20 protein-coding genes are annotated in these 22,928 nt (G+C 63.0%); 15 read left to right on the top strand and 5 right to left on the bottom strand.

The genetic code is table 11. From position 1 onward, the window contains the following. Positions 1 to 117: 117 nt before the first annotated feature. Positions 118 to 1,119: a type I glyceraldehyde-3-phosphate dehydrogenase gene (gene gap, locus P3R38_RS19850; protein WP_023382100.1), complete on the bottom strand. Its 1,002-nt coding sequence runs from the start codon at positions 1,117 to 1,119 to the stop codon at positions 118 to 120. Here gap and P3R38_RS19845 point away from each other — a divergent pair. From P3R38_RS19845 to P3R38_RS19795, 11 genes are all read left to right on the top strand, one after another. Next, positions 1,118 to 1,312, top strand: a complete 195-nt coding sequence (locus P3R38_RS19845; protein WP_277686527.1) for a hypothetical protein — start codon at positions 1,118 to 1,120, stop codon at positions 1,310 to 1,312. The two genes, gap and P3R38_RS19845, sit on opposite strands and share 2 nt — an antisense overlap. 72 nt (positions 1,313 to 1,384) lie before the next feature. After that, complete coding sequence (gene edd, locus P3R38_RS19840) at positions 1,385 to 3,211, top strand: phosphogluconate dehydratase (RefSeq protein ID WP_023382099.1); 1,827 nt, start codon at positions 1,385 to 1,387, stop codon at positions 3,209 to 3,211. Beyond that, on the top strand, positions 3,208 to 4,167 hold the full coding sequence (locus tag P3R38_RS19835) for a glucokinase (protein ID WP_023382098.1): 960 nt from the start codon (positions 3,208 to 3,210) through the stop codon (positions 4,165 to 4,167). The genes edd and P3R38_RS19835 overlap by 4 nt, the downstream gene beginning before the upstream one ends. Before the next feature lie 127 nt (positions 4,168 to 4,294). Beyond that, positions 4,295 to 5,020 (top strand): response regulator transcription factor, encoded by a 726-nt coding sequence (locus tag P3R38_RS19830; protein ID WP_023382097.1) that lies wholly within the window; start codon positions 4,295 to 4,297, stop codon positions 5,018 to 5,020. After that, entirely contained in the window at positions 5,001 to 6,455 is a 1,455-nt protein-coding gene (locus P3R38_RS19825) for an ATP-binding protein (RefSeq protein ID WP_023382096.1), read from the top strand. The genes P3R38_RS19830 and P3R38_RS19825 overlap by 20 nt, the downstream gene beginning before the upstream one ends. Positions 6,456 to 6,640: 185 nt before the next feature. Then, positions 6,641 to 7,927 carry an ABC transporter substrate-binding protein gene (locus P3R38_RS19820; protein WP_023382095.1) on the top strand — a complete coding sequence of 429 codons (1,287 nt, stop codon included), beginning with the start codon at positions 6,641 to 6,643 and terminating at the stop codon, positions 7,925 to 7,927. Positions 7,928 to 8,094: 167 nt separating this feature from the next. Continuing rightward, positions 8,095 to 9,003: a sugar ABC transporter permease gene (locus tag P3R38_RS19815; protein WP_023382094.1), complete on the top strand. Its 909-nt coding sequence runs from the start codon at positions 8,095 to 8,097 to the stop codon at positions 9,001 to 9,003. Continuing rightward, complete coding sequence (locus P3R38_RS19810; RefSeq protein WP_023382093.1) at positions 8,996 to 9,841, top strand: carbohydrate ABC transporter permease; 846 nt, start codon at positions 8,996 to 8,998, stop codon at positions 9,839 to 9,841. Before P3R38_RS19815 ends, P3R38_RS19810 begins: the two co-directional genes overlap by 8 nt. A gap of 3 nt (positions 9,842 to 9,844) precedes the next feature. After that, positions 9,845 to 10,999, top strand: a complete 1,155-nt coding sequence (gene ugpC, locus P3R38_RS19805) for a sn-glycerol-3-phosphate ABC transporter ATP-binding protein UgpC (RefSeq protein ID WP_277686526.1) — start codon at positions 9,845 to 9,847, stop codon at positions 10,997 to 10,999. A 102-nt stretch (positions 11,000 to 11,101) separates the two neighbouring features. Beyond that, positions 11,102 to 12,394, top strand: coding sequence for a carbohydrate porin (locus tag P3R38_RS19800; protein WP_238346420.1), 1,293 nt, complete (start codon positions 11,102 to 11,104; stop codon positions 12,392 to 12,394). 117 nt (positions 12,395 to 12,511) lie between these two features. Beyond that, complete coding sequence (locus P3R38_RS19795; protein WP_104881323.1) at positions 12,512 to 13,366, top strand: D-hexose-6-phosphate mutarotase; 855 nt, start codon at positions 12,512 to 12,514, stop codon at positions 13,364 to 13,366. Here P3R38_RS19795 and hexR read toward each other — a convergent pair. Continuing rightward, positions 13,359 to 14,222: a DNA-binding transcriptional regulator HexR gene (hexR, locus tag P3R38_RS19790; RefSeq protein WP_177325267.1), complete on the bottom strand. Its 864-nt coding sequence runs from the start codon at positions 14,220 to 14,222 to the stop codon at positions 13,359 to 13,361. The genes P3R38_RS19795 and hexR overlap by 8 nt on opposite strands. Before the next feature lie 210 nt (positions 14,223 to 14,432). On the opposite strand from hexR, the gene zwf reads away from it, so the two are divergent. From zwf to P3R38_RS19775, 3 genes are read left to right on the top strand one after another with little or no spacing between them, the layout of a single operon-like run. After that, positions 14,433 to 15,902, top strand: coding sequence for a glucose-6-phosphate dehydrogenase (zwf, locus tag P3R38_RS19785; protein WP_027906570.1), 1,470 nt, complete (start codon positions 14,433 to 14,435; stop codon positions 15,900 to 15,902). Then, a complete protein-coding gene (gene pgl / locus P3R38_RS19780) occupies positions 15,889 to 16,602 on the top strand; it encodes a 6-phosphogluconolactonase (RefSeq protein WP_023382086.1) in 714 nt (237 codons plus the stop codon). The genes zwf and pgl overlap by 14 nt, the downstream gene beginning before the upstream one ends. 17 nt (positions 16,603 to 16,619) lie before the next feature. Next, the gene (locus P3R38_RS19775) at positions 16,620 to 17,300 is read left to right on the top strand and encodes a bifunctional 4-hydroxy-2-oxoglutarate aldolase/2-dehydro-3-deoxy-phosphogluconate aldolase (RefSeq protein WP_023382085.1); all 681 of its coding nucleotides are present in this window, start codon (positions 16,620 to 16,622) and stop codon (positions 17,298 to 17,300) included. A gap of 280 nt (positions 17,301 to 17,580) precedes the next feature. Here P3R38_RS19775 and leuA read toward each other — a convergent pair whose 3' ends face one another. From leuA to xseA, 3 genes are all read right to left on the bottom strand, one after another. Next, positions 17,581 to 19,254 (bottom strand): 2-isopropylmalate synthase, encoded by a 1,674-nt coding sequence (gene leuA, locus P3R38_RS19770; protein WP_023382084.1) that lies wholly within the window; start codon positions 19,252 to 19,254, stop codon positions 17,581 to 17,583. Between the two features lie 412 nt (positions 19,255 to 19,666). Further along, entirely contained in the window at positions 19,667 to 20,494 is an 828-nt protein-coding gene (locus P3R38_RS19765; protein ID WP_027906566.1) for a M23 family metallopeptidase, read from the bottom strand. Between the two features lie 3 nt (positions 20,495 to 20,497). After that, positions 20,498 to 21,877, bottom strand: a complete 1,380-nt coding sequence (xseA, locus tag P3R38_RS19760) for an exodeoxyribonuclease VII large subunit (protein WP_104882340.1) — start codon at positions 21,875 to 21,877, stop codon at positions 20,498 to 20,500. Between the two features lie 294 nt (positions 21,878 to 22,171). Here xseA and P3R38_RS19755 point away from each other — a divergent pair, with 294 nt between their 5' ends. Continuing rightward, positions 22,172 to 22,927, top strand: coding sequence for a sulfite exporter TauE/SafE family protein (locus tag P3R38_RS19755; protein ID WP_277686525.1), 756 nt, complete (start codon positions 22,172 to 22,174; stop codon positions 22,925 to 22,927). Position 22,928: the final 1 nt, after the last annotated feature.

Genomic DNA, 22,928 nt, shown 5'->3' with positions numbered 1-22,928 from the left:
TAGTAAAAGGTAAAGATTGTCGGCAGTGCAGTTAAATGAGTTGCTGTAGAGGCCTCTCGCGAGACAAGCCTGCCTGCTCCCACTGGGAGCAGGCTTGCCGGCGACACGGCCGAGGGATCAGCGCGCGCTGCACAAAGCCAGGCAGTTATCCAGCATGCGGTTGGAGAACCCCCACTCGTTGTCGTACCAGGCCAGTACCTTGAGCATGCGTCCGTTGGCGCGGGTGTGGTTGGCGTCGAAGATCGACGACAGCGGGTTATGGTTGAAGTCGCACGACACCAGCGGCAGGGCGTTGTAGCCCAGCACCTTGGAATGCCGGCTCGCCTCCAGGAACAGTTGGTTGACCTCGTCGCTGCTGACCTCGCGCTTGAGGTTGACGGTGAGGTCGACCAGCGACACGTTGATCACCGGCACTCGCACGGCCATGCCGGTGAGCTTGCCGGCCAGTTCCGGGAGTACCAGGCCGACCGCTTCGGCCGCGCCGGTCTTGCTCGGAATCATCGACTGGGTGGCCGAGCGTGCCCGGTACGGGTCGCTGTGGTACACATCGGTCAGCACCTGGTCATTGGTGTAGGCGTGGATGGTGGTCATCAGCCCTTGCTCGATGCCGAACTCACGGTGCAGCACCTGGGCGATCGGCGCCAGGCAGTTGGTGGTGCACGAGGCATTGGAGATGATCTGGTGCGAGGCGCGCAGGATGTCGTGGTTGACGCCATAGACCACGGTGGCATCGGCGCCCTTGGCCGGTGCCGAGACAATCACCTTGCCGGCTCCCGCGGCCAGGTGGGCAGCCGCCTTGGCCCGTTCGGTGAACAGGCCGGTGCATTCGAATACCACGTCGATCGCTTCGGCTTTCCAGGGCAGTTCGGCCGGGTTGCGGATGGCACTGACGGCGATGCGGTCGCCGTTGACCGTGATGCTCTCATGGTCTGCCTCGACGATGGCGTCGAAGGTGCCATGCACGCTGTCGTATTTGAGCAGATGGGCGTTCATCGCGCTGTCACCCAGGTCGTTGATGGCGACGACCTGCAAGTCCTGGCGGTAGCCTTGGGTATACAGTGCGCGCAGGACATTGCGCCCGATGCGGCCGAATCCATTGATCGCGATACGAAGGGTCATGGCATTACCTCTGGCAGTCCGAGTGAAGCTTGTGGCAAAAAGGAGCTTCACTGAAACGGTTTTGTTGTTGGAATTACAAGATTATTCACTGGTAGATAGAAAACAAGCCTTTTTGATGGCAGTATTTTGTTTAAATATACAACGAGTGGTTGGGAAAGCCCCTTTGTCGATGCGTCAGGCCCTGTTTCCATGAGCCTAGGTGGCAATCGTTTGAAGGGGAAATGCCCCGGTAAACCGCCCTTACCGTTAGTCTGGAGTCCAGTACATGCATCCGCGCATCCTTGAGGTTACCCAACGGCTGGTCGAGCGCAGCCGTGCCACCCGTGAACGCTACTTGCAGCTGATTCGAGGGGCGGCGACCGACGGACCCATGCGTGCCAGCCTGCAGTGCGCTAACTTCGCCCACGGTGTGGCCGGTTGCGGCGCTCAGGACAAGCAAAGCCTGCGAATGATGAACGCGGCCAACGTCGCCATCGTCTCGGCCTACAACGACATGCTCTCGGCGCATCAGCCCTATCTGCACTTCCCCGACCAGATCAAGCGAGCCCTTCGTGAGGTCGGCTCGGTCGGCCAGTTCGCAGGTGGCGTACCTGCCATGTGCGATGGCGTGACCCAGGGTGAGCCGGGCATGGAGTTGGCCATTGCCAGCCGCGAAGTGATCGCCATGTCCACAGCGGTCGCCCTGTCGCACAACATGTTCGACGCCGCATTGATGCTGGGTATCTGCGACAAGATCGTGCCCGGATTGATGATGGGGGCACTGCGCTTCGGGCATCTGCCGACCATCTTCGTGCCAGGTGGCCCCATGCCCTCGGGTATCTCCAACAAGGAGAAGGCCGATGTGCGCCAGCGTTACGCCGAGGGCAAGGCCACCCGCGAGCAGCTGCTGGAATCGGAAATGAAGTCCTACCACAGCCCCGGGACCTGCACCTTCTACGGCACCGCCAACACCAACCAGCTGGTCATGGAAGTGATGGGCCTGCACCTGCCGGGAGCCTCGTTCGTAAACCCTTACACCCCACTGCGCGAGGCGCTGACTGCCGAGGCCGCCCAGCAGGTCACCCGGATGACCAAGGCCAGCGGCAACTTCATGCCCTTGGGCGAAATCGTCGATGAGAAAGCGCTGGTCAATTCCATCGTCGCCTTGCATGCCACCGGTGGCTCCACCAATCACACCCTGCACATTCCTGCCATTGCCCAGGCGGCGGGCATTCAGCTGACGTGGCAGGACATGGCCGACCTGTCCGAGGTGGTGCCGACCTTGTCTCACGTCTATCCGAACGGCAAGGCTGACATCAACCACTTCCAGGCGGCGGGCGGCATGTCGTTCCTGATCCGCGAGCTGCTCGATGCCGGGCTGCTGCACGAGGACGTCAACACCGTGGCTGGCCACGGCCTGCGCCGTTATACGCAGGAGCCGTTCCTGGAGGATGGCAAGTTGGTATGGCGCGAAGGCCCGACTCAAAGCCTGGACGAAAGCATCCTGCGTCCGGTGGCGCGGCCGTTTTCGGCCGAAGGTGGCCTGCGGGTGATGGAGGGCAACCTCGGCCGTGGTGTGATGAAGGTGTCTGCCGTGGCGGCTGAACATCAGGTCGTCGAGGCTCCGGCCCGGGTGTTCCACGACCAGCAATCCCTGGCCGATGCCTTCAAGGCCGGCGAGCTGGAGCGCGATTTCGTTGCCGTGGTGCGCTTCCAGGGGCCACGTTGCAATGGCATGCCAGAGCTGCACAAGCTGACGCCGTTCCTCGGGGTGCTGCAAGACCGCGGCTACAAGGTGGCACTGGTGACCGACGGGCGCATGTCCGGTGCTTCGGGCAAGATCCCGGCAGCGATCCACGTTTGTCCCGAAGCCTTTGACGGTGGCCCGCTGGCACGGGTGCGCGATGGTGATATCGTGCGCGTCGATGGTGTCGAAGGCACGCTGCGGGTGATGGTTTCCAATGAGGAACTGGCCAGCCGCGATCTGCCGCCAGCGCCCCAGGGCAACGACCTGGGCTGCGGGCGCGAGCTGTTCGGCTTCATGCGTATGGCGTTCAGCCCGGCCGAGAAGGGGGCAAGCGCCTTTACCTCGGCTCTGGAGAACCTCAAATGAAGGCATTGCTGGTCGGCGACATCGGTGGCACCAATGCACGTTTTGCCCTGTGGCGCGACAACCAGCTCAAGGCCGTGAAGGTACTGGCGACAGCGGACTACACCAGCCCCGAACAGGCCATCGAGGCTTACCTGGCCGAGCAGGGTATCGCCCGCGGCGGCCTTGAGGCCGTGTGCCTGGCAGTGGCAGGGCCTGTGAGTGGCGACGAGTTTCGCTTCACCAACAACCACTGGCGCCTGAGCCGTAGCGCCTTCTGCCAGACGTTGCAGGTCGAACGGTTGCTGCTGCTCAATGACTTTTCCGCCATGGCCCTGGGGATGACCCGCCTGCGTGAAGGCGAGTTCCGCGAGGTTTGTCCAGGGACGCCAGACCTCTCGCGACCCGCGCTGGTCATCGGCCCGGGAACGGGTCTGGGAGTCGGTAGCTTGTTGCGCCTGGAGGATCAGCGTTGGCTGGCTTTGCCGGGCGAGGGCGGGCATGTTGACCTGCCGGTGGGCAATGCCCGTGAAGCGGCTATCCATCAGCAGATCCACAGCCAGATTGGCCATGTGAGCGCCGAGACCGTGCTCAGTGGGGGGGGGCTGGTGCGCTTGTATCAAGCCATTTGCGCGCTGGATGGCCAAGCCCCGCGACACAAGACCCCTGCCGAGGTCACCGACGCCGCGCTGGCCGGTGAGCCACGGGCGCTGGAGGTGATCGAGCAGTTCTGCCGGTTCCTCGGACGGGTGGCCGGTAACAATGTTCTTACCTTGGGCGCGCGGGGCGGAGTCTATATTGTCGGCGGTGTGATTCCGCGTTTTGCCGAGTTGTTCCTGAGCAGCGGTTTTGCCACGAGCTTCGCTGACAAGGGCTGCATGAGCGGTTACTTCGCTGGCGTCCCGGTGTGGTTGGTGACGGCTGAGTTTTCCGGCTTGCTGGGCGCCGGGGTGGCGTTAGGGCAGGCGCTGGATCACTGAGTTTCCAGAAAAGGGGCGCTGTTGCGCCCCCGATTGGCAGAGAGGAGCCGGCTTGCCGGCGATTGGGGCGCGAAGCGGCCCATGCAGCAGGCGACCAAGACCTGCGACAACGAGAGGGCGGGATACCTTGAGCACTGCCGGAAAATCGATCCTCATGGTCGACGATGACCAGGAGATCCGTGAACTGTTGCAAACCTACTTGAGCCGTGCCGGTTTCCAGGTGCATGCCGAAGCCGATGGTCAGGGATTTCGCCGGGCACTGGAAAACACCCCCTGCGACCTGGTGATCCTGGATGTCATGCTGCCCGACGAAGACGGTTTCAGCCTGTGCCGCTGGATTCGCCAGCACCCTCGTCAATCGCGGGTGCCGATCATCATGCTCACCGCCAGCTCCGACGAAGCCGACCGGGTGATCGGCCTGGAACTGGGGGCCGACGATTACCTGGGCAAGCCGTTCAGCCCCCGTGAACTTCAGGCGCGCGTCAAGGCGCTATTGCGTCGTGCCGAGTTTGGCCAGGCCACGCCCAACGGGGTGGTGCTGGCCTTCGACGACTGGCGTCTGGACACGGTCAGTCACCGCCTGTTCCACCGCGATGGCGAGGAAGTGACCCTGTCCGGCGCCGACTTCGCCTTGCTCAAGCTGTTTCTCGATCACCCCCAGCAGATTCTCGACCGCGACACCATTGGCAACGCCACCCGTGGCCGCGAGCCGATGCCCCTGGATCGCATCGTCGACATGGGCGTGAGCCGCCTGCGTCAACGCTTGCGTGATACCGACAAGCCGCCGCGGTTGATCCGTACTGTGCGCGGCAGTGGTTACCTGCTGGCCGCCAATGTCCACTGCACGTCCTGAGCGGCGCTGGCGCCTGCTGCCTCGCTCGTTGCTGGGGCGCATGCTGCTGCTGACCCTGTTGGTGGTGCTGGTCGCCCAGGGCCTGTCGAGCGTGATCTGGGTGGCTCAGTTGCGGGCCAGCCAGTTGCAGGGGCTGCGTGCCAGCGCCGCCAGCCTTGCCCATTCCATGAGTGCCAGTGTCAGCTATTTCCGCTCGTTGCCGGTGGCTTTCCGGCCGATGGTCCTGGACCAGTTGCGCAGCATGGGTGGCACGCGCTTCTTCGTCTCGCTCAACGACAAGCCACTGGAGATGCCGGTGCTGCCCATCACGCCGCGTAAGCAGGCAGTGATCGAGGTGTTTCAGCAAGTGCTGCACGAACGGCTCGGGCCGCAGATGGAGATCTCCGTCGAGTTCGTCAGCCCCGATGACCTGCGTATCTTCAATAGCGGCCTGAAGCTCGACGAGCTGCCGCGCTCCTGGGCGCACTATTCGCTGACCCTGGAACCGCTCAACCCGCCTGTGCTGGTGACGCAGATCCGTCTGGGCGAGGGCGAGTGGCTGTACATCGCGTCGCTGCTGCCCGAGCCCTATACCAGCCTGGAGGCCGAGCGCCTGCCACGCCAGCAGATCGGTTTCATCGTGCTGACCACTGCATTGCTGTTGCTGTTCATCGGTCTGTTGGTGCACTGGCAGAGCTGGCCGCTCAAGCGTCTGGCCCGGGCGGCGCGGGAGATGTCGCTGGGGGCCGATGTGGCGCCCGTGGTCGAAGGTGGTGGCAGCGAGGTGGCCGAAGTGGGCCGCGCCTTCAACAACATGCGCGAGCGCATCAGCCGCTACCTCACGGAGCGCTCCCAGCTGTTCAGCGCCATTTCCCATGACCTGCGAACGCCCATCACTCGCTTGCGTCTGCGGGTCGAACTGTTGGAGGACGAGCGCCTGCAAGCCAAGTTCAGCCAGGACCTGGATGAGCTGGAGTTGCTGGTCAAGGGTGCGTTGCAATGCGTGAAGGACACCGACATTCACGAGAACATCGAGCCGATCGACCTCAACCAGGTGTTGGAAATCCTTGCCGAGCCATACCTGGGCGATGGCAGGATCACGCTCGAGGGGCGCGCCCTGGCGGCGTATCCGGGCAAGCCGCTTGCCTTGCGCCGGTGTATCGGCAACCTGATCGACAATGCCATCAAGTACGGCGAGCGGGCGCATTTGCGCATCCTCGACAGTGCCGAGGGGTTTGTCCTGCAAGTGGATGACCAGGGCCCCGGGGTGCCGGAGCAGCGCCTGGAGCAGGTGTTCGAGCCCCACTTCCGCTTGGCCGGGCAGCAGCAAGGGTACGGATTGGGCCTGGGGATTGCGCGCAACATCGCCCATAGCCATGGGGGAGAGGTGAGTCTGCTCAACCTGCGCGAGGGTGGGTTGAGGGTGACGTTGTACCTGCCGCGTGGGGCCGATTGACTGGGCGGTCGGTGGCGGCCCTCCACGGGTGCTCCTAGGCGGTTGTGCGCGCAGTGGACAGTGAATGTAACCAAACGATGACATTCGCACATCGCTTCGTTACCTGGCGTGGTCCGTGCGCTGATTAGACTCATGCCATGCAAGCGACAGTCTTGCCCGGCATAACAACAAGAAAAGGTGCTCTCATGTATTCCACGCTCCGCCTCGCTGCCGCGATCTCCCTCGCTTCGCTCCTCCCATTAAGCGCCCTTGCTGCCGATTCCAAAGGCAATGTCGAGGTGGTGCACTGGTGGACGTCGGGTGGAGAAAAAGCCGCAGCCGATGTGCTCAAGGCCCAGGTCGAGAAAGATGGCTTCACCTGGAAGGATGGCGCCGTCGCAGGCGGTGGTGGTGCCACGGCCATGACCGTGCTCAAGAGTCGCGCAGTGGCCGGCAACCCGCCCGCCGTGGCCCAGATCAAGGGCCCCGACATCCAGGATTGGGCCGCCACCGGTCTGCTCGACGCCGATGTGCTCAAGCCTGTCGCCGAGCAGGAAAAATGGGACACCCTGCTCGACAAGAAAGTCGCTGCCACCGTGAAGTACGACGGTGACTACGTGGCGGTGCCGGTGAATATTCACCGCACCAACTGGCTGTGGATCAACCCTGAGGTGTTCAAGAAAGCCGGCATCGACAAGGCACCGGCAACGCTCGAGGAATTCTACGCCGCTGCCGACAAGCTCAAGGCTGCTGGCTTCATTGCGCTCGCCCATGGCGGCCAACCCTGGCAGGACAGCACCGTGTTCGAGAGCGTGGCGCTCTCGGTCATGGGCGTCGACGGCTACAAGAAGGCACTGGTCGAACTCGACAAGGACGCCCTGACCGGGCCTGGAATGGTCAAGACCCTGACCGAGCTGAAGAAACTCGCCACCTACATGGACCCTGACGGCAAGGGCCAGGACTGGAACCTCGAAGCGGCCAAGGTCATCAACGGCAAGGCAGGCATGCAGATCATGGGCGACTGGGCCAAGAGCGAGTGGACCCTGGCGAAGAAAACCGCCGGCAAGGACTACCAGTGCGTGCCATTCCCCGGTACCGAAAAGGCCTTCCTGTACAACATCGACTCGTTGGTGGTGTTCAAGCAGAAGGATGAGGGCACCGCAGCAGGCCAGCAGGATATTGCCCGGATCGTGCTCGGCAAGGACTTCCAGAAACTCTTCAGCACCAACAAGGGGTCGATTCCGGTACGCAACGACATGCTCGCGCAGATGGGGCAGTACGGCTTCGATGCCTGCGCCCAGGCCTCTGCCAAGGACTTCCTTGCCGATGCTGGCAACGGCGGTCTGCAACCGAGCATGGCGCACAACATGGCCACGACCCTGGCCGTGCAGGGCGCGTTCTTCGATGTGGTGACCAACTACATCAACGACCCCAAGGCCGACCCGGCCGATGCGGCGAAGAAGCTGGCAGCGGCGATCCAGGCTGCCCAGTAGCCGATGTCACAGCCGTAGATCCGGCACGGTCCCTGTGGGAGCGGGCTCACCCGCGAAGCGTACACCGCGATTGCAGGTCAAGGGCTTGGCCTTTGTTCGCAGATAGGCCCGCTTCCACAGGTCACTCCTACACCAGGACGTCCCATTCCTGAATCGGGGTTTCAATCATGACTACGACAACCGCCCGACTGCGGGCCTCGCCCCTGGACGCTCTACAGCGCTGGCTACCGAAACTGGTGCTGGCGCCGAGCATGTTCATCGTCCTGGTGGGCTTCTATGGCTATATCCTGTGGACCTTCGTCCTCTCGTTCACCACGTCCACCTTCCTGCCGACGTACAAATGGGCAGGCCTGGCGCAATACGCCCGTCTGTTCGACAACGACCGCTGGTGGGTAGCCAGCAAGAACCTGCTGGTGTTCGGCGGGCTGTTCATCGCCATCACCCTGGCCATTGGCGTCCTGCTGGCGGTGCTGCTCGATCAGCGCATCCGTCGCGAGGGCTTCATCCGCACCATCTACCTGTACCCGATGGCGCTGTCGATGATCGTCACCGGCACCGCCTGGAAGTGGTTGCTCAACCCTGGCATGGGGTTGGACAAGCTGCTGCGTGACTGGGGATGGGAGGGTTTTCGCCTGGATTGGCTGATCGACCCCGATCGGGTGGTGTACTGCCTGGTCATCGCCGCTGTCTGGCAGGCTTCGGGGTTCATCATGGCGATGTTTCTTGCCGGGCTTCGGGGTGTCGACCAGTCGATCATCCGTGCCGCCCAGATCGACGGGGCCAGTCTGCCGCGCATCTACTGGACCGTGGTGCTGCCAAGCCTGCGCCCGGTGTTCTTCAGCGCGTTGATGATCCTCTCGCACATCGCCATCAAGAGCTTTGACCTGGTGGCGGCGATGACTGCGGGCGGGCCGGGTTACTCCTCCGACTTGCCGGCCATGTTCATGTATTCCTTCACCTTCAGTCGCGGTCAGATGGGCATGGGGTCGGCCAGCGCCATCCTGATGCTCGGGGCGATTCTCGCGATCCTGGTGCCGTACCTGTACTCCGAGCTCAGGAGCAAGCGCCATGCATAGCCCTTTGGACAAACCGGCGATGAGCCTTGGTCGTCTCGCCATCCATGCAGTGCTGCTGATGGCCGTGCTGCTGTACCTGGTACCACTGGTGGTGATGGTGCTGACCAGTTTCAAGACCCCGGAAGACATCGGCAGCGGCAACCTGTTGAGCTGGCCGGCGGTGTTCACCGGCATCGGCTGGGTCAAGGCCTGGAGCACGGTAAGCGGTTACTTCTGGAACTCGATCCTGATCACCGTCCCGGCCGTGGTGATCTCCACGGCCATCGGTGCGCTGAACGGTTACGTGCTGTCGATGTGGCGCTTCCGTGGTTCGCAGCTGTTCTTCGGGTTGTTGCTGTTCGGCTGCTTCCTGCCGTTCCAGACCGTCTTGCTGCCAGCTTCGTTCACCCTCGGCAAGCTCGGCCTGGCCAGTACCACCAGTGGCTTGGTGCTGGTGCACGTGGTGTATGGCCTGGCCTTCACCACGTTGTTCTTCCGCAACTTCTACGTAAGCGTCCCGGATGCGCTGGTCAAGGCGGCGCGTCTTGATGGCGCGGGGTTCTTCACCATCTTCCGCCGCATCATCCTGCCGATGTCGACGCCGATCATCATGGTCTGCCTGATCTGGCAGTTCACTCAGATCTGGAACGACTTCCTGTTCGGGGTGGTGTTCTCCAGTGGCGATTCGCAACCGATCACCGTGGCCCTGAACAACCTGGTCAACACCAGCACCGGGGCCAAGGAATACAACGTCGACATGGCGGCGGCGATGATCGCCGGCCTGCCAACCCTGCTGGTCTATGTGGTGGCAGGCAAGTATTTCGTCCGCGGGCTGACCGCCGGCGCCGTCAAGGGGTAAGTCATGGCAACGCTTGAACTTCGCAACGTCAACAAGACCTACGGCAGCGGTTTGCCGGACACCCTCAAGGACATTCAGCTGTCGATCAAGGACGGTGAGTTCCTGATCCTGGTGGGCCCTTCGGGCTGTGGCAAATCGACCTTGATGAACTGCATCGCGGGTCTTGAGCAGATCACCGGGGGCGCGATCCTGATCGACGACCAGGATGTCAGCGGCATGAGTCCGAAGGATCGCGATATCGCCATGGTGTTCCAGTCCTATGCCCTGTATCCGACCATGAGCGTGCGCGAGAACATCGAGTTCGGCCTGAAGATTCGCAAGATGCCGCAGGCCGCCATCGATGAGGAGGTGGCGCGGGTGTCCAAGTTGCTGCAGATCGAGCACTTGCTCGCCCGCAAGCCGGCCCAGCTGTCCGGCGGTCAGCAGCAGCGGGTAGCCATGGGCCGGGCCCTGGCGCGGCGGCCGAAGATCTACCTGTTCGACGAGCCGTTATCGAACCTCGATGCCAAGCTGCGGGTAGAGATGCGCACCGAGATGAAACTCATGCACCAACGCCTGCGCACCACCACGGTGTACGTGACCCACGACCAGATCGAGGCCATGACCCTGGGCGACAAGGTAGCGGTGATGAAGGACGGCATCATTCAACAGTTCGGCACGCCACAGCAGATCTATAACGACCCCGCCAACCAGTTCGTGGCCAGTTTCATCGGTTCGCCGCCAATGAATTTCATCCCTGTGCGTCTGACGAAGCAGGAGGGCCGCCTGCTGGCCTTGCTCGACAGTGGCCAGGCACGGTGCGAGCTGCCGCTGGGGGCGGCCAGCGATATGCTCGATGGGCGCGAGATCATCCTTGGTATCCGCCCGGAGCAGATCTCGCTGGGAGCCGGCGAGGGCAATGGCTTGCCAGGGATTCGCGCCGAGGTCGAAGTTACCGAGCCCACCGGGCCGGACCTGCTGGTGTTCGTCACCCTCAACCAGACCAAGGTCTGCTGCCGACTGGCGCCGGATGTGGCGTGCCGGGTCGGTGACAACCTCAACCTGCAGTTCGACCCGGCCAGGGTGCTGCTGTTCGACGCCGCCACCGGCGAGCGCCTGGACCCTGCCGCCAGCAGCGCTGCAGTAAAGGACAACGTGGCCCGCTTCAAGGGACGTTGAAACGTCTACACCATCAAATAAGAACAAAGAGGACGCAAAAGGATGGAACAGCGCAATCGCATCAAGACATTAGGCTCGCTGGCCTTGCTGGCGCCATTGGCCATGCTCGGCAGCGGCGGGGCGCAAGCTGCCGAGGCATTTTCCAGCGAGTCGAAGTGGATGACCGGCGACTGGGGTGGCACGCGTACCGAACTGCTGGAAAAGGGTTACGACTTCACCCTCGATTACGTCGGTGAGGTGGCTGGCAACCTCAACGGAGGCTACAACGACGACAAGACGGCCCGTTACAGCGACCAGTTCGCCCTCGGTGCGCACCTGGACCTGGAAAAGATCTTTGGCTGGAACGACACCGAGTTCAAGCTGGCGATCACCGAGCGTAGCGGTCGTAACCTGTCCAACGACCGGATCAGCGACCCGCGTGCCGGACAGTTCAGTTCGGTGCAGGAAGTCTGGGGGCGCGGCCAGACCTGGCGGCTGACCCAGATGTGGATCAAGCAGAAGTACTTCGACGGTGCCCTGGATGTGAAATTCGGCCGCTTTGGCGAGGGGGAGGACTTCAACAGCTTCCCGTGCGACTTCCAGAACCTGGCGTTCTGTGGCTCGCAGGTGGGCAACTGGGTGGGCGGCATCTGGTACAACTGGCCAGTCAGCCAGTGGGCGCTGCGGGTCAAGTACAACATCACTCCGGAATTCTTCGTGCAGGTGGGGGCCTTCGAGCAGAACCCTTCCAACCTGGAAACCGGCAATGGCTTCAAACTCAGCGGCAGTGGTACCAAGGGCGCGATCCTGCCGGTAGAGATGGTCTGGTCGCCCCAGGTCAATGGGCTGCCGGGCGAGTACCGCCTGGGTTACTACTACAGCACGGCCAAGGCGGACGACGTGTACGACGACGTCAACGGCAACCCGCAGGCGCTGACCGGCGAGGCCTTCAAGTCGCATTCCAGCAAGCACGGTTGGTGGGTGGTGGCGCAGCAGCAGGTCACCGCCCATGGTGGCGATGTCAACCGTGGTCTGAGCCTGTTCGCCAACTTCACGGTTCACGACAAGGCCACCAACGTGGTCGACAACTACCAGCAGGTCGGGATGGTCTACAAAGGCGCCTTCGATGCCCGGCCCAAGGATGACATCGGCTTCGGCGTCGCCCGTATCCATGTCAACGATGATGTGAAAAAACGCGCCGAGCTGCTCAATGCCCAGAGCGGTATCAGTGATTACGACAACCCCGGCTTCGTGCCGCTGCAGCGCACCGAATACAACGCCGAGCTCTACTACGGTTTCCATGTGACCAATTGGCTGACGGTGCGCCCCAACCTTCAGTACATCAAGAGCCCGGGCGGTGTCGACGAGGTGGACAACGCGCTGGTCGCTGGCTTGAAGATTCAGTCGTCATTCTGAGGGTACTTGTTGTAAATTTACGCCAATCCAATCCCGTTACCCGGCATCCACTGGCTTGCAGTGGATGTTGGGGATACGGAAAGACAGCGCTATCTCAAACAACAAGAGCTTGGAACCATGCCTGAACATCCGCTACATCGCTTCTTTTCCTCGCAACGGCCCAGGCCGACCTTCGAGTGGGAGCGTTACCAGCAGCGCGATGTGCTGATCATCGATCACCCCCGCTGCCAGGCGGTGTTCAGTCGCCAGGGGGCGCAGCTGTTGCATTTCCAGCCGGCTGGCGAGCGGCCATGGCTGTGGTGTGCCGAACAGTGGCCGCAAGTGGGGGCCATCCGCGGTGGTGTGCCGGTGTGTTGGCCTTGGTACGGCCGTCACCCCAGTGAGGACCTGTGGCCTGCCCATGGTTGGGCGCGCCTGCTCGACTGGAAGCTGGTAGACAGCCGAGAGGACGAAGAGGGGGTTACGCTCAAGTGGCGTCTTGACCTGTGCGACTGGCAGGTCGACTTGCATGCCAAGCTGGGCAGTCGCATGGAACTGAGCCTGAGCACCGAGCATCAGGACAGCGAACCCTGCCAGCTGAGTCATGCGCTGCTGGCTTACTGGCGTATTAGCGACGTGTCCGAGATAGCGCTGTCTGGGCTTGAAGACATCGAGGGCTACGACCGCCTGAACCGTCAGGTTTGCCGCGAAGACGGCGCGCTCAAGCTCAAGGGCGGTTGCCAGAAGGTGTTTCCGGGTACCCCTCGTGTGCAGTTGCAGGACCCGGCCTGGCAGCGTGAATTGTGCATCGACACTGGCGACAGCGACGACACGGTGGTCTGGCACCCCGGCAACCGGCCGCTAATGGGTGTGAGCGGGCGAGAATGCCAGGGGTTCGTCTGTGTCGAGGCTGCCAGCGGCAGCGGCGAGGGCCTGAGCCTGGCGCCGGGGCAACGCGCCCACCTGCGTCTGCAGGCGCACCGGCTCAGCTGAGTTCGTCGTCCTCGATGGGGTAGCGGCTGGCGTTCAGGCTTTCCTTGATCTTGCGCAGGTGCGGCTGGAAGTCCACGCCACGGCGCAGGGTCATGCCGGTGGCCAGGACGTCGAGCACTGTCAGCTGGATGATCCGCGAGGTCATCGGCATGTAGATGTCGGTGTCCTCGGGCAGCGGGATGTGCAGGCTCAGGCTGCAGGCGTTGGCCAGCGGGGAGCCTGCGGCGGTCAGGCCCAGCACCGAAGCGCCGTTTTCCCGCGCCAGGCGTGCCACCTCGACCAGTTCGCGGGTGCGCCCGGTGTAGGAAATGATCACGAACAGGTCGCCGGTGTGGGCAACCGAGGCCAGCATGCGTTGCATCAGCACGTCGGCATGGGCCGACACGGCGAGGTTGAAGCGGAAGAACTTGTGTTGCGCATCAAGCGCCACCGGGGCTGAGGCGCCGAGGCCGAAGAAGTGGATCTGCCGGGCCTGGATCATCATGTCCACGGCGCGGCTGACCTGCTGCGGGTCGAGCTGCTGGCAGGCGCTGTCCAGGGAGGCGATGGCGCTGCCGAAGATCTTCTGCGTGTAGGCCGCCGGATCGTCGTCGGCCTCCACGGCGCGGCTGACATAGGCTGCGCCACTGGCCAGGCTCTGCGCCAGTTGCAGCTTGAGCTCGGGGTAGCCGCTGACGCCGAACGAGCGGCAGAAGCGGTTGACGGTCGGCTCGCTGACCTTGGCCGCTTGGGCCAGCGCGGCAATGCTGAAGCGGGTGGCTTGTTGCGGGTTGAGCAGGATGACTTCGGCGACTTTGCGTTCGGCCTTGTTCAGCTCGTCGAGGCGTCCCTGGATCTGCTCCAGGAGGTTTCGCACGCGGTCCATGGTATGTCCTTGGGTCGGGAAGACAGCCGGCTGCCTGGGCAGCAGGCTTTTTGCACGGTCGTCTATCGTACTGTCGGTGCGGTTGGCGCACCACTTGTCTGTTACGCTTACCGATAATGTTGTGTTTTTTACTACATTATCCCTTGAAAACCGTATGTGAAAGCGGTATTCCTAGACCAACTTTAGGAAAGAACCAACATCATGGCTGCGATCAGTGTCGAACCTTGCACATTTGCCTTGTTTGGCGCCCTGGGCGACCTGGCATTGCGCAAGCTGTTTCCTGCGCTTTACCAACTAGACCGTGCCAACCTGCTGCACCCGGATACCCGCTTGCTGGCGCTGGCCCGTGAGCCTGGGAGTGCGCAGGAGCATCTGGGTACCATCGAAGCCCATCTGCGTCGGCACGTGACGGAGGCCGACATCGAGCCGGCCGCGCTTGGGCGTTTCCTTGGGCGCCTGAGCTATCAGCACCTGGACTTCCTGCAGCCTGAGGGCTACCAGGCCCTGGCCGAGCAACTGCCGGACGAGCTGCCGTTGATCGCCTATTTCGCCACCGCGGCGGCGGTTTACGGGGCGATCTGCGAGAACCTCGACAAGGTTGGGCTCGCCGCACGTACCCGCGTGGTGCTGGAAAAGCCCATCGGCCATGACCTGGAGTCGTCGCGCCGGGTCAATGACGCCGTGGCCAGGTTCTTCCCCGAAAGCCGGGTCTACCGCATCGACCATTACCTGGGCAAAGAGACGGTGCAGAACCTGATTGCCCTGCGTTTTGCCAACAGCCTGTTCGAAACCCAGTGGAACCAGAATTCCATCTCCCACGTGGAAATCACCGTGGCCGAGAAGGTTGGCATCGAAGGCCGTTGGGGTTACTTCGACAAGGCCGGCCAGCTGCGTGACATGATCCAGAACCACCTGCTGCAGCTGCTGTGCCTGATCGCCATGGACCCGCCCAGCGACCTGTCTGCCGACAGCATCCGCGATGAGAAGGTCAAGGTGCTCAAGGCACTGGCACCGATCACCGGCGAGCGTCTGAGCACTGCCGTGGTGCGTGGCCAGTACATTGCCGGCTACAGCGACGGTAAACCGGTGCCAGGGTACCTTGAAGAGGATAACGCCAACGCCCAGAGCGATACCGAGACCTTCGTCGCTCTGCGTGCCGACATCCGCAACTGGCGCTGGTCGGGCGTGCCGTTCTACCTGCGTACCGGCAAGCGCATGCCGCAGAAGCTCTCGCAGATCGTCATCCACTTCAAGGAGACGCCGCATTACATCTTCGCTCCGGAACAGCGTTTGCAGATCGGTAACAAGCTGATCATTCGCCTGCAACCGGATGAAGGCATTTCCCTGCGGGTAATGACCAAGGAGCAGGGCCTGGACAAGGGCATGCAACTGCGCAGTGGCCCTCTGCAGCTGAATTTTTCCGACACCTGGCGCAGTACACGAATCCCGGATGCCTATGAGCGCTTGTTGCTCGAAGTGATGCGCGGCAACCAGAACCTGTTCGTGCGCAAGGACGAGATCGAGTACGCCTGGAAGTGGTGTGACCAGCTGATCGCAGGCTGGCGCAACGCCGGGGACGCGCCCAAACCATACGCGGCGGGGTCCTGGGGGCCGATGAGCTCGATTGCATTGATTACCCGCGATGGGAGGGCATGGTATGGCGATATCTGAACTGAATCTGCCGGCGGCGATCAAGGCCCATCAATTAGCCGACGCCAAGGCCCTGGCGACCACCCTGGCCGAGGATGTCGCCGACCGCTTGCGCGCTGCCATCGCCGTCAAGGGCCACGCCTGCGTGGTGCTGTCGGGGGGGCGCAGCCCGGTACCCTTCCTCGAGCAACTGGCGGTGCAATCGCTGGATTGGTCGAAGGTGACGGTGAGCCTGGCCGATGAGCGTTGGGTGCCGGTGGAACATGCCGACAGCAATGCGGGCCTGTTGGCCCGGCACCTGCTCAAGGGGCCTGCGGCCAAGGCGCGTTTTGTCGGCCTGTACCAGAGTGCGGTCAACCTCGAAGCTGCGTCCGAGCTGGCTGACCAGCTGATGGCCGAACTGCCACCCATCGACGTGCTGGTGCTGGGCATGGGCGATGATGGCCATACCGCTTCGCTGTTCCCAGGTAGCCCGTTGTTGCGCGAAGGCCTGAACCTTTCAAGCCCGCGCCGCATCCTGCCGATGCTGGCGCCGAGCGTGCCGCGCCAACGCCTGACCATGACCCGTTCACTGCTCGCCAGCGCCGCATTCATCGCGCTGTCCGTGCAAGGCGAGGGCAAACTCGCTACCCTGCGCGCCGCCCTGGCGGGCAACGACCTTTCCGAAATGCCGATTCGCGCTTTTCTTCACGACCCCCTGGACATCTACTGGTGCCCATGAGCCAAGGATCCACTGTCATGACCACCCTCGAACGCCCACAGCCCAAGCTCTCGATGGCCGAGAAAGCTGCACGGATCGATGCCATCTGCAAAGCGGCGCGCATCCTGCCGGTGATCACCATCGCCCGTGAGGAAGACATCCTGCCTCTGGCCGACGCTCTGGCCGCTGGCGGCATCCGTACCCTGGAAGTGACCCTGCGCTCGCAGCACGGTCTGAAGGCCATCCAAGTGCTGCGTGAGCAGCGCCCGGAGTTGTGCGTCGGCGCCGGTACCGTGCTCGATCGCAGCATGTTCGCTGCCGTCGAAGCTGCAGGTGCGCAGTTCGTCGTTACCCCTGGCATCACCCAGGACATTCTCGAAGCGGGCGTGGACAGTGAGATCCCGCTGCTGCCAGGTATCAGCACACCGTCTGAAATCATGATGGGCTATGCCCTGGGTTACCGCCGCTTCAAGCTGTTCCCGGCGGAAATCAGCGGTGGCGTGGCGGCAATCAAGGCCTTTGCTGGCCCGTTCGGCGATATTCGTTTCTGCCCGACTGGCGGCGTGAACCCGGCCAACGTGCGTAACTACATGGCCCTGCCCAACGTGATGTGCGTGGGCGGTACGTGGATGCTCGACAGCAGCTGGATCAAGAATGGCGACTGGGCGCGGATCGAGGCATGCAGTGCCGAGGCGATTGCGCTGTTGGATGCCAACTGAATTTGTTGTGTGCTTTACGGCTTATGGGGCGCTTGGTCGGCGCCCCTTTTTTTTGCCTGGCGTGGGTTGGGTGGCGCCTGTGAGATCCAGCGCCGCCCGCGCGGCACATCGCGAGCGCCTTTCACAGGCGTTACTGGCCCGAGACAAACGTAGGAGCGAGCGCAGCTCGCGATGCGCCGCGCGGGCGGCGCTCGATTGCATCGACGCTAAAAATGCTGTGGCGAACGCAAAAAAAACCCGCATCCAATGATGCGGGCTTTCTTGTCCATCAGGGTAAGGCTCAGGCGGCCTTGGCTTCCTGCTGGCTCAGCGAGCGGTTCAGCGCGCTGAACAGGGCCTTGAAGCTGGCGGTGGTGATGTTCTCATCGATACCCACGCCGTGCACCGGACGGCCACCGGCCACGCGCAGCTCGATGTAGGCCGCCGCCTTGGCGTTGGTGCCCGCGCCGATGGCGTGCTCGTTGTAGTCCATGATTTCCACTGCAACCGGCAGGCCGGCTACCAGGGCTTCCAGGGCGCCATTGCCCTTGCCGCGCCAGTGCAGGGTGGTCTCGCCTTCACCGGCGACTTCCACTTCCACGGCGCTGTGGCCGTTCTCTTCCTGCAGACGATGGCTGACCAGCGCATAAGGGCTGTTGGCCTGGAGGTATTCCTTGTGCAGCAGGCTGTAGATCTGCTGGGCGGTCATCTCCAGGCCCAGACGGTCGGTTTCTCCTTGAACCACCTGGCTGAATTCGATCTGCATGCGGCGTGGCAGGCTGATGCCGTATTCCTGCTCGAGCAGGTAGGTGATGCCACCTTTGCCCGACTGGCTGTTGACGCGGATCACCGCCTCGTAGCTGCGGCCGATGTCGGCCGGGTCGATCGGCAGGTACGGCACTTCCCACAGCTCGCCTTCCTTCTGCTTGGCGAAGCCCTTGCGGATGGCGTCCTGATGCGAGCCGGAGAATGCGGTGTGGACCAGGTCGCCAACGTACGGGTGGCGTGGGTGTACCGGCAGCTGGTTGCACTCTTCGACCACCTTGCGCACGCCGTCGATGTCGGAGAAGTCCAGCCCAGGGTCGATGCCCTGGGTGTAGAGGTTCAACGCCAGGGTCACCAGGTCGACGTTGCCGGTACGCTCGCCGTTGCCGAACAGGCAGCCTTCGGCGCGGTCGGCACCGGCCATCAGGCCCAGCTCGGTGGCGGCGATGCCGGTGCCGCGGTCATTATGGCAGTGCAAGCTGATGATCACGCTGTCACGGCGGTTGATGTTGCGGCAGAACCACTCGATCTGGTCGGCGTAGATGTTCGGCGTGGCAACTTCCACGGTGGCCGGCAGGTTGAGGATGATCTTGTGCTCAGGGGTCGGGTTCCACACGTCGATGACTGCGTCGCAGACTTCCTTGGCGAACTCCAGCTCGGTCGCGCTGAACGTTTCAGGCGAGTATTGGAAGGTCCACTGGGTTTCCGGCTGCTGGGCGGCATATTTGACGAACAGCTTGGCTGCGTTCACCGCGATGTCCTTCACGCCTTGCTTGTCCTGGTTGAAGACAATGCGGCGGAACGACGGGCTGGTGGCGTTGTACAGGTGGACGATGGCCTTTTTCGCGCCGCGCAGCGACTCGAAGGTGCGGGCGATCAGGTCTTCGCGGGCCTGGGTCAACACCTGGATGGTGGTGTCGTCGGGAATGTGGCCTTCTTCGATCAGCATGCGCACGAAGTCGAAATCGGTTTGCGAAGCGGACGGGAACGATGCCTCGATTTCTTTCACGCCAACCTGCACCAGGGTCTTCCAGAAGCGCAGTTTCTTCTCCGAGTCCATCGGCTCGATCAGCGACTGGTTGCCATCACGCAGGTCGGAGCTGCACCAGATCGGCGCCTGGGTGATGGTTTTCGACGGCCAGGTACGGTCGGGCAGGTCGATAGTCGGGAAGGCGCGGTATTTCTTCGAAGGGTCTTTGAGCATGGTCATGGAAGCAATCCTTTTGTGTGCGGCCGAGATCGGGCCTGCCGAGCGATAACGAGATGAAGAGGCGAGGCGACGCGATTCAACCTGGTAGTCGGGCGCTGACCAGGCAGAGGCTGCGATGTTGTCGGAGCAGAATGAGGGTGCTGAAGGTTTTCATGCCTTCAACCCTAACCAGTGGGGTGGGGGATGGCAAGTGTTCAGAAAAAATTGAGAGGAATGCTTAAAAAAAGCGCAGTGACGAGATTTTATCGCTGATATTTGTCTGTGTATTTGGATTTCTTGCGCGGTATTTTTCAATGGCGCAACAAGGTGAAGAGGGGTTCAATTAGGCGGCCCCGTTCGCGGGTAAACCCGCTCCTACAGGTGTGATACCCCCGTGGGAGCGGGATTACCCGCGAAAAAAGCGCCGTCGATATCAGGGCTGGAACGCACCGATGAAAATCGCCGGATCCACCCGGGCATCGTTCAGGCTGACATTCCAGTGCATATGTGGCCCGGTAGCCCGCCCGGTCGAACCTACTCGCCCGATCACATCACCTCTGCGCAGCGTCTGGCCTGGTTGTACGTCGATCTTCGACAGGTGGCAGAACATGCTAATGAAGCCTTGGCCGTGGTCGACGAAAACGGTGCGGCCGTTGAAGAAGTAGTCGCCCACCAGAATCACCTTGCCGTTGGCGGGCGTCTTGATCGGCGTGCCGGCAGGTACCGCGAAGTCCAGGCCTGCGTGCGGGTTGCGTTCTTCGCCATTGAAGAAACGACGCACGCCGAACTTGCTCGACAGCGGGCCGTTGACCGGCTTGTCGAGGATCAGGTTGCTCGGCAGGGCCGGGCTGAAGCTGCGGTAGGCGTTGATCTGTTCGGCCAGTTCGCGGTCGATGCGTTTCAGGTCGGCGGGGTTGGGGTTGACCTGGCGCTTGTTCTTCAGGGTGATGTGCTGCTCGGGGTACTTCTTGCTGCCGACGGTGAAGCGCAGGTTGCGACCGCCCTGGTTGAGGACGGCGGTGCCCGGCTTCTGGGTCAGCGGAATGCCGACGATGGCCAGCCAGTTGTCCTGTTCCTTGACCACCAGCACCGGTTTGCCATCGAAACGTGCGCTGGGTGCGGTTGCCGAGGGGCCCAGGTCGATGACTGCGACGCCACCGGGCACCGGCTTGTTCAAGGTGCGGGTGATGTAGCTGGCCTGGGCGCCGCCGGCAAGCAGCAGCAGGGAAAGGGCGAGCAGGGGCGCGATCAGGCGAGGCATGAGTCAGTCCAGTAGGGGGAGGGTGACCGGGGTCAGGTGGTTGTCTTCGACCCGCACCTGCAGTTCGCCCTCGTTGAGGCGGGCGGTCAGGCGCTGGCCGTTGTAGGTCTGATCGGCACTGCGGATGGCCTTGCCGCGTTCGTCGAGCAGGATGCTGTAACCGCGGGCCAGGGTCGCCAGTGGGCTGACCACCTGCAACGTCTGCAGTTGCGCCTGGAAGCGCTGACGGCGGTCCTTGAGCACTTCGCGCATGGCCCTTGGCAGGCGTTCGGCGAGGCTGTCCAGGCGCTGGCCCAGCAGTTTCAGGGCGCGGCCCGGATGCTGCGCGGCCAGGCGGGTGTCCAGGCGTGCCAGGCGTTCGCGGCGCTGGTTCAGGTCTAGCATGAACGCTCGGCGCAGGCGCATGTCCAGGTCGTCCAGGCGCTGGGCTTGCTGGCGCAGGCGTTCGCCAGGGTGGCGCAGGCGACGGGTCAGGGACTCCAGGCGCAGACGGTCATGGGTCAGGCGGTTTTGCATGCGCAGCAGCAAGCGCCGCTGCAAACCGTCCAGGCGCTGTTGCAGGCCACTGTTGTCCGGGGCCAGCAGTTCAGCGGCCGCCGAAGGTGTCGGAGCCCGCACGTCGGCGACGAAATCACTGATCGATACATCGGTTTCATGGCCTACCGCACTGACGATTGGCGTGGCACAGGCGGCCACCGCGCGGGCCACGGCTTCTTCGTTGAAGCACCAGAGGTCCTCCAGCGAGCCGCCGCCACGGGCCAGGATCAATGCATCGAAGCCACGGCTATCGGCCAGTCGCAGGGCCCGGACGATCTGGCCGATGGCTTCACGTCCTTGCACCGCAGTGGGGATCAGGTTCAGCTCGACCTGTGGTGCGCGGCGGCGGAACACACTGATGATGTCGCGGATCACCGCGCCGGTGGGCGAGGTGATGATGCCGATGCGTTGCGGATGGGCCGGCAGCGGCTTCTTGCGTTCGGCGCTGAACAGGCCTTCGGCGCCGAGCTTTTCCTTCAAGGCCTCGAATGCCAGGCGCAAGGCGCCGTCGCCAGCGGGCTCGACGGTGTCGAGAATCAGCTGATAGTCGCCACGCCCTTCGAACAGCGAGACCTTGCCGCGTACGCGTACCGCCAGGCCATCGCGCAGGGCCTGGCGCACGCGCGCGGCATTCTGCCGGAACAGCGCGCAGCGCACCTGCGCCCCGCTGTCCTTGAGGGTGAAGTACATGTGGCCGGAGGCCGGGCGGGCGAGGTTGGAAATTTCGCCTTCCACCCAGACACTGCGGAATACATCTTCCAGCAGCACCCGGGCGCGGCCGTTGAGCTGGCTGACGGTGAGGACCTCGCGGTCCAGGCCGAGTCGTTCGAAGGGGTCTTTGATCATGGTGGGCATGATAAGGGGGAGGGTGGGGGGCGCCAAGTGCATGGCGGGAGAATTATGATGCTGTCGCGATCGAGCGCCGCCTACGCTTGTTTTTCCTGCGAGATACCGGGCGGTCGCGCGCGCCTTCGACAGGCATTATTGGCCCGAAACAACGGTAGGAGCGAGCCTTGCTCGCGATGCGCCGCGCGGGCGGCGCTCGATTACCCACGCGCTATAACCCTAAAGGCATGCCCCTGTCCGCCTCGGCGCAATCCGGTGACGGACACACCAAGGACTCCACAGGAATCAAGCAAGATGCTGACCCAGCTGTCACTTAGCCCTCTCGACTGGCTACCCATTCTCCTCGCCATTGGCGTTGCCTACATCGTCTTCGGTATCGCTGGCTTCGGCACGGCATTGGTGGCCGGCCCGGTGCTGATCCACTTCATGCCGCTGTCCCGCATCATCCCGCTGTTGGTGTTGCTCGACTTCGTCGCCGCATTCGGCAACCTGCTGCCGTCACGCCGTGATGTGGTGCGCGATGAGCTGCTGCGCCTGCTGCCATGCATGGCGGTGGGCTGCACGTTGGGCGTGGTGTTCCTGCTGGGGCTCAAGTCCGACCTGCTGCTGTTACTGATGGGGCTGTTCGTCACCGCCTACGCGATCTATGGCCTGGCTGTGAAGGTGCGACCGGCCAGGCTGGCCGGCTGGTGGGCGGTGCCGATGGGAACGGTCGGCGGCCTGTTCGGGGCGTTGTTCGGCAGTGGTGGTTTCCTGTATGCCATTTACCTGAGCGCACGGCTGGACGCGAAAGAGCAGGTCAGGGCAACCCAGAGCGCGCTGATCAGTTGCAGCACGGTGGTGCGCTTGTCGCTGTTCCTGATCGCCGGTGTCTATGCCGATGCGAGCCTGCTACTGCTGGCAGTCTCCCTGCTGCCGGTGATGTTCATAGGCCTGTGGTCCGGGCGCCGGCTGACCACGAAGCTGTCCCGCGAAGCCTTCGTGCGCCTGGTCACCTGGCTGGTCCTGGCCAGCGGCCTGGCCCTGATCGGTCGCTACCTGAGTGCGTGAG

The sequence above is a fragment of the Pseudomonas sp. NyZ480 genome (assembly GCF_029537255.1).
Classification (GTDB): domain Bacteria; phylum Pseudomonadota; class Gammaproteobacteria; order Pseudomonadales; family Pseudomonadaceae; genus Aquipseudomonas; species Aquipseudomonas taiwanensis.
Note: the sequence above shows the minus strand (reverse complement) of the source record. Positions and strands in the feature narration are given on the sequence as shown.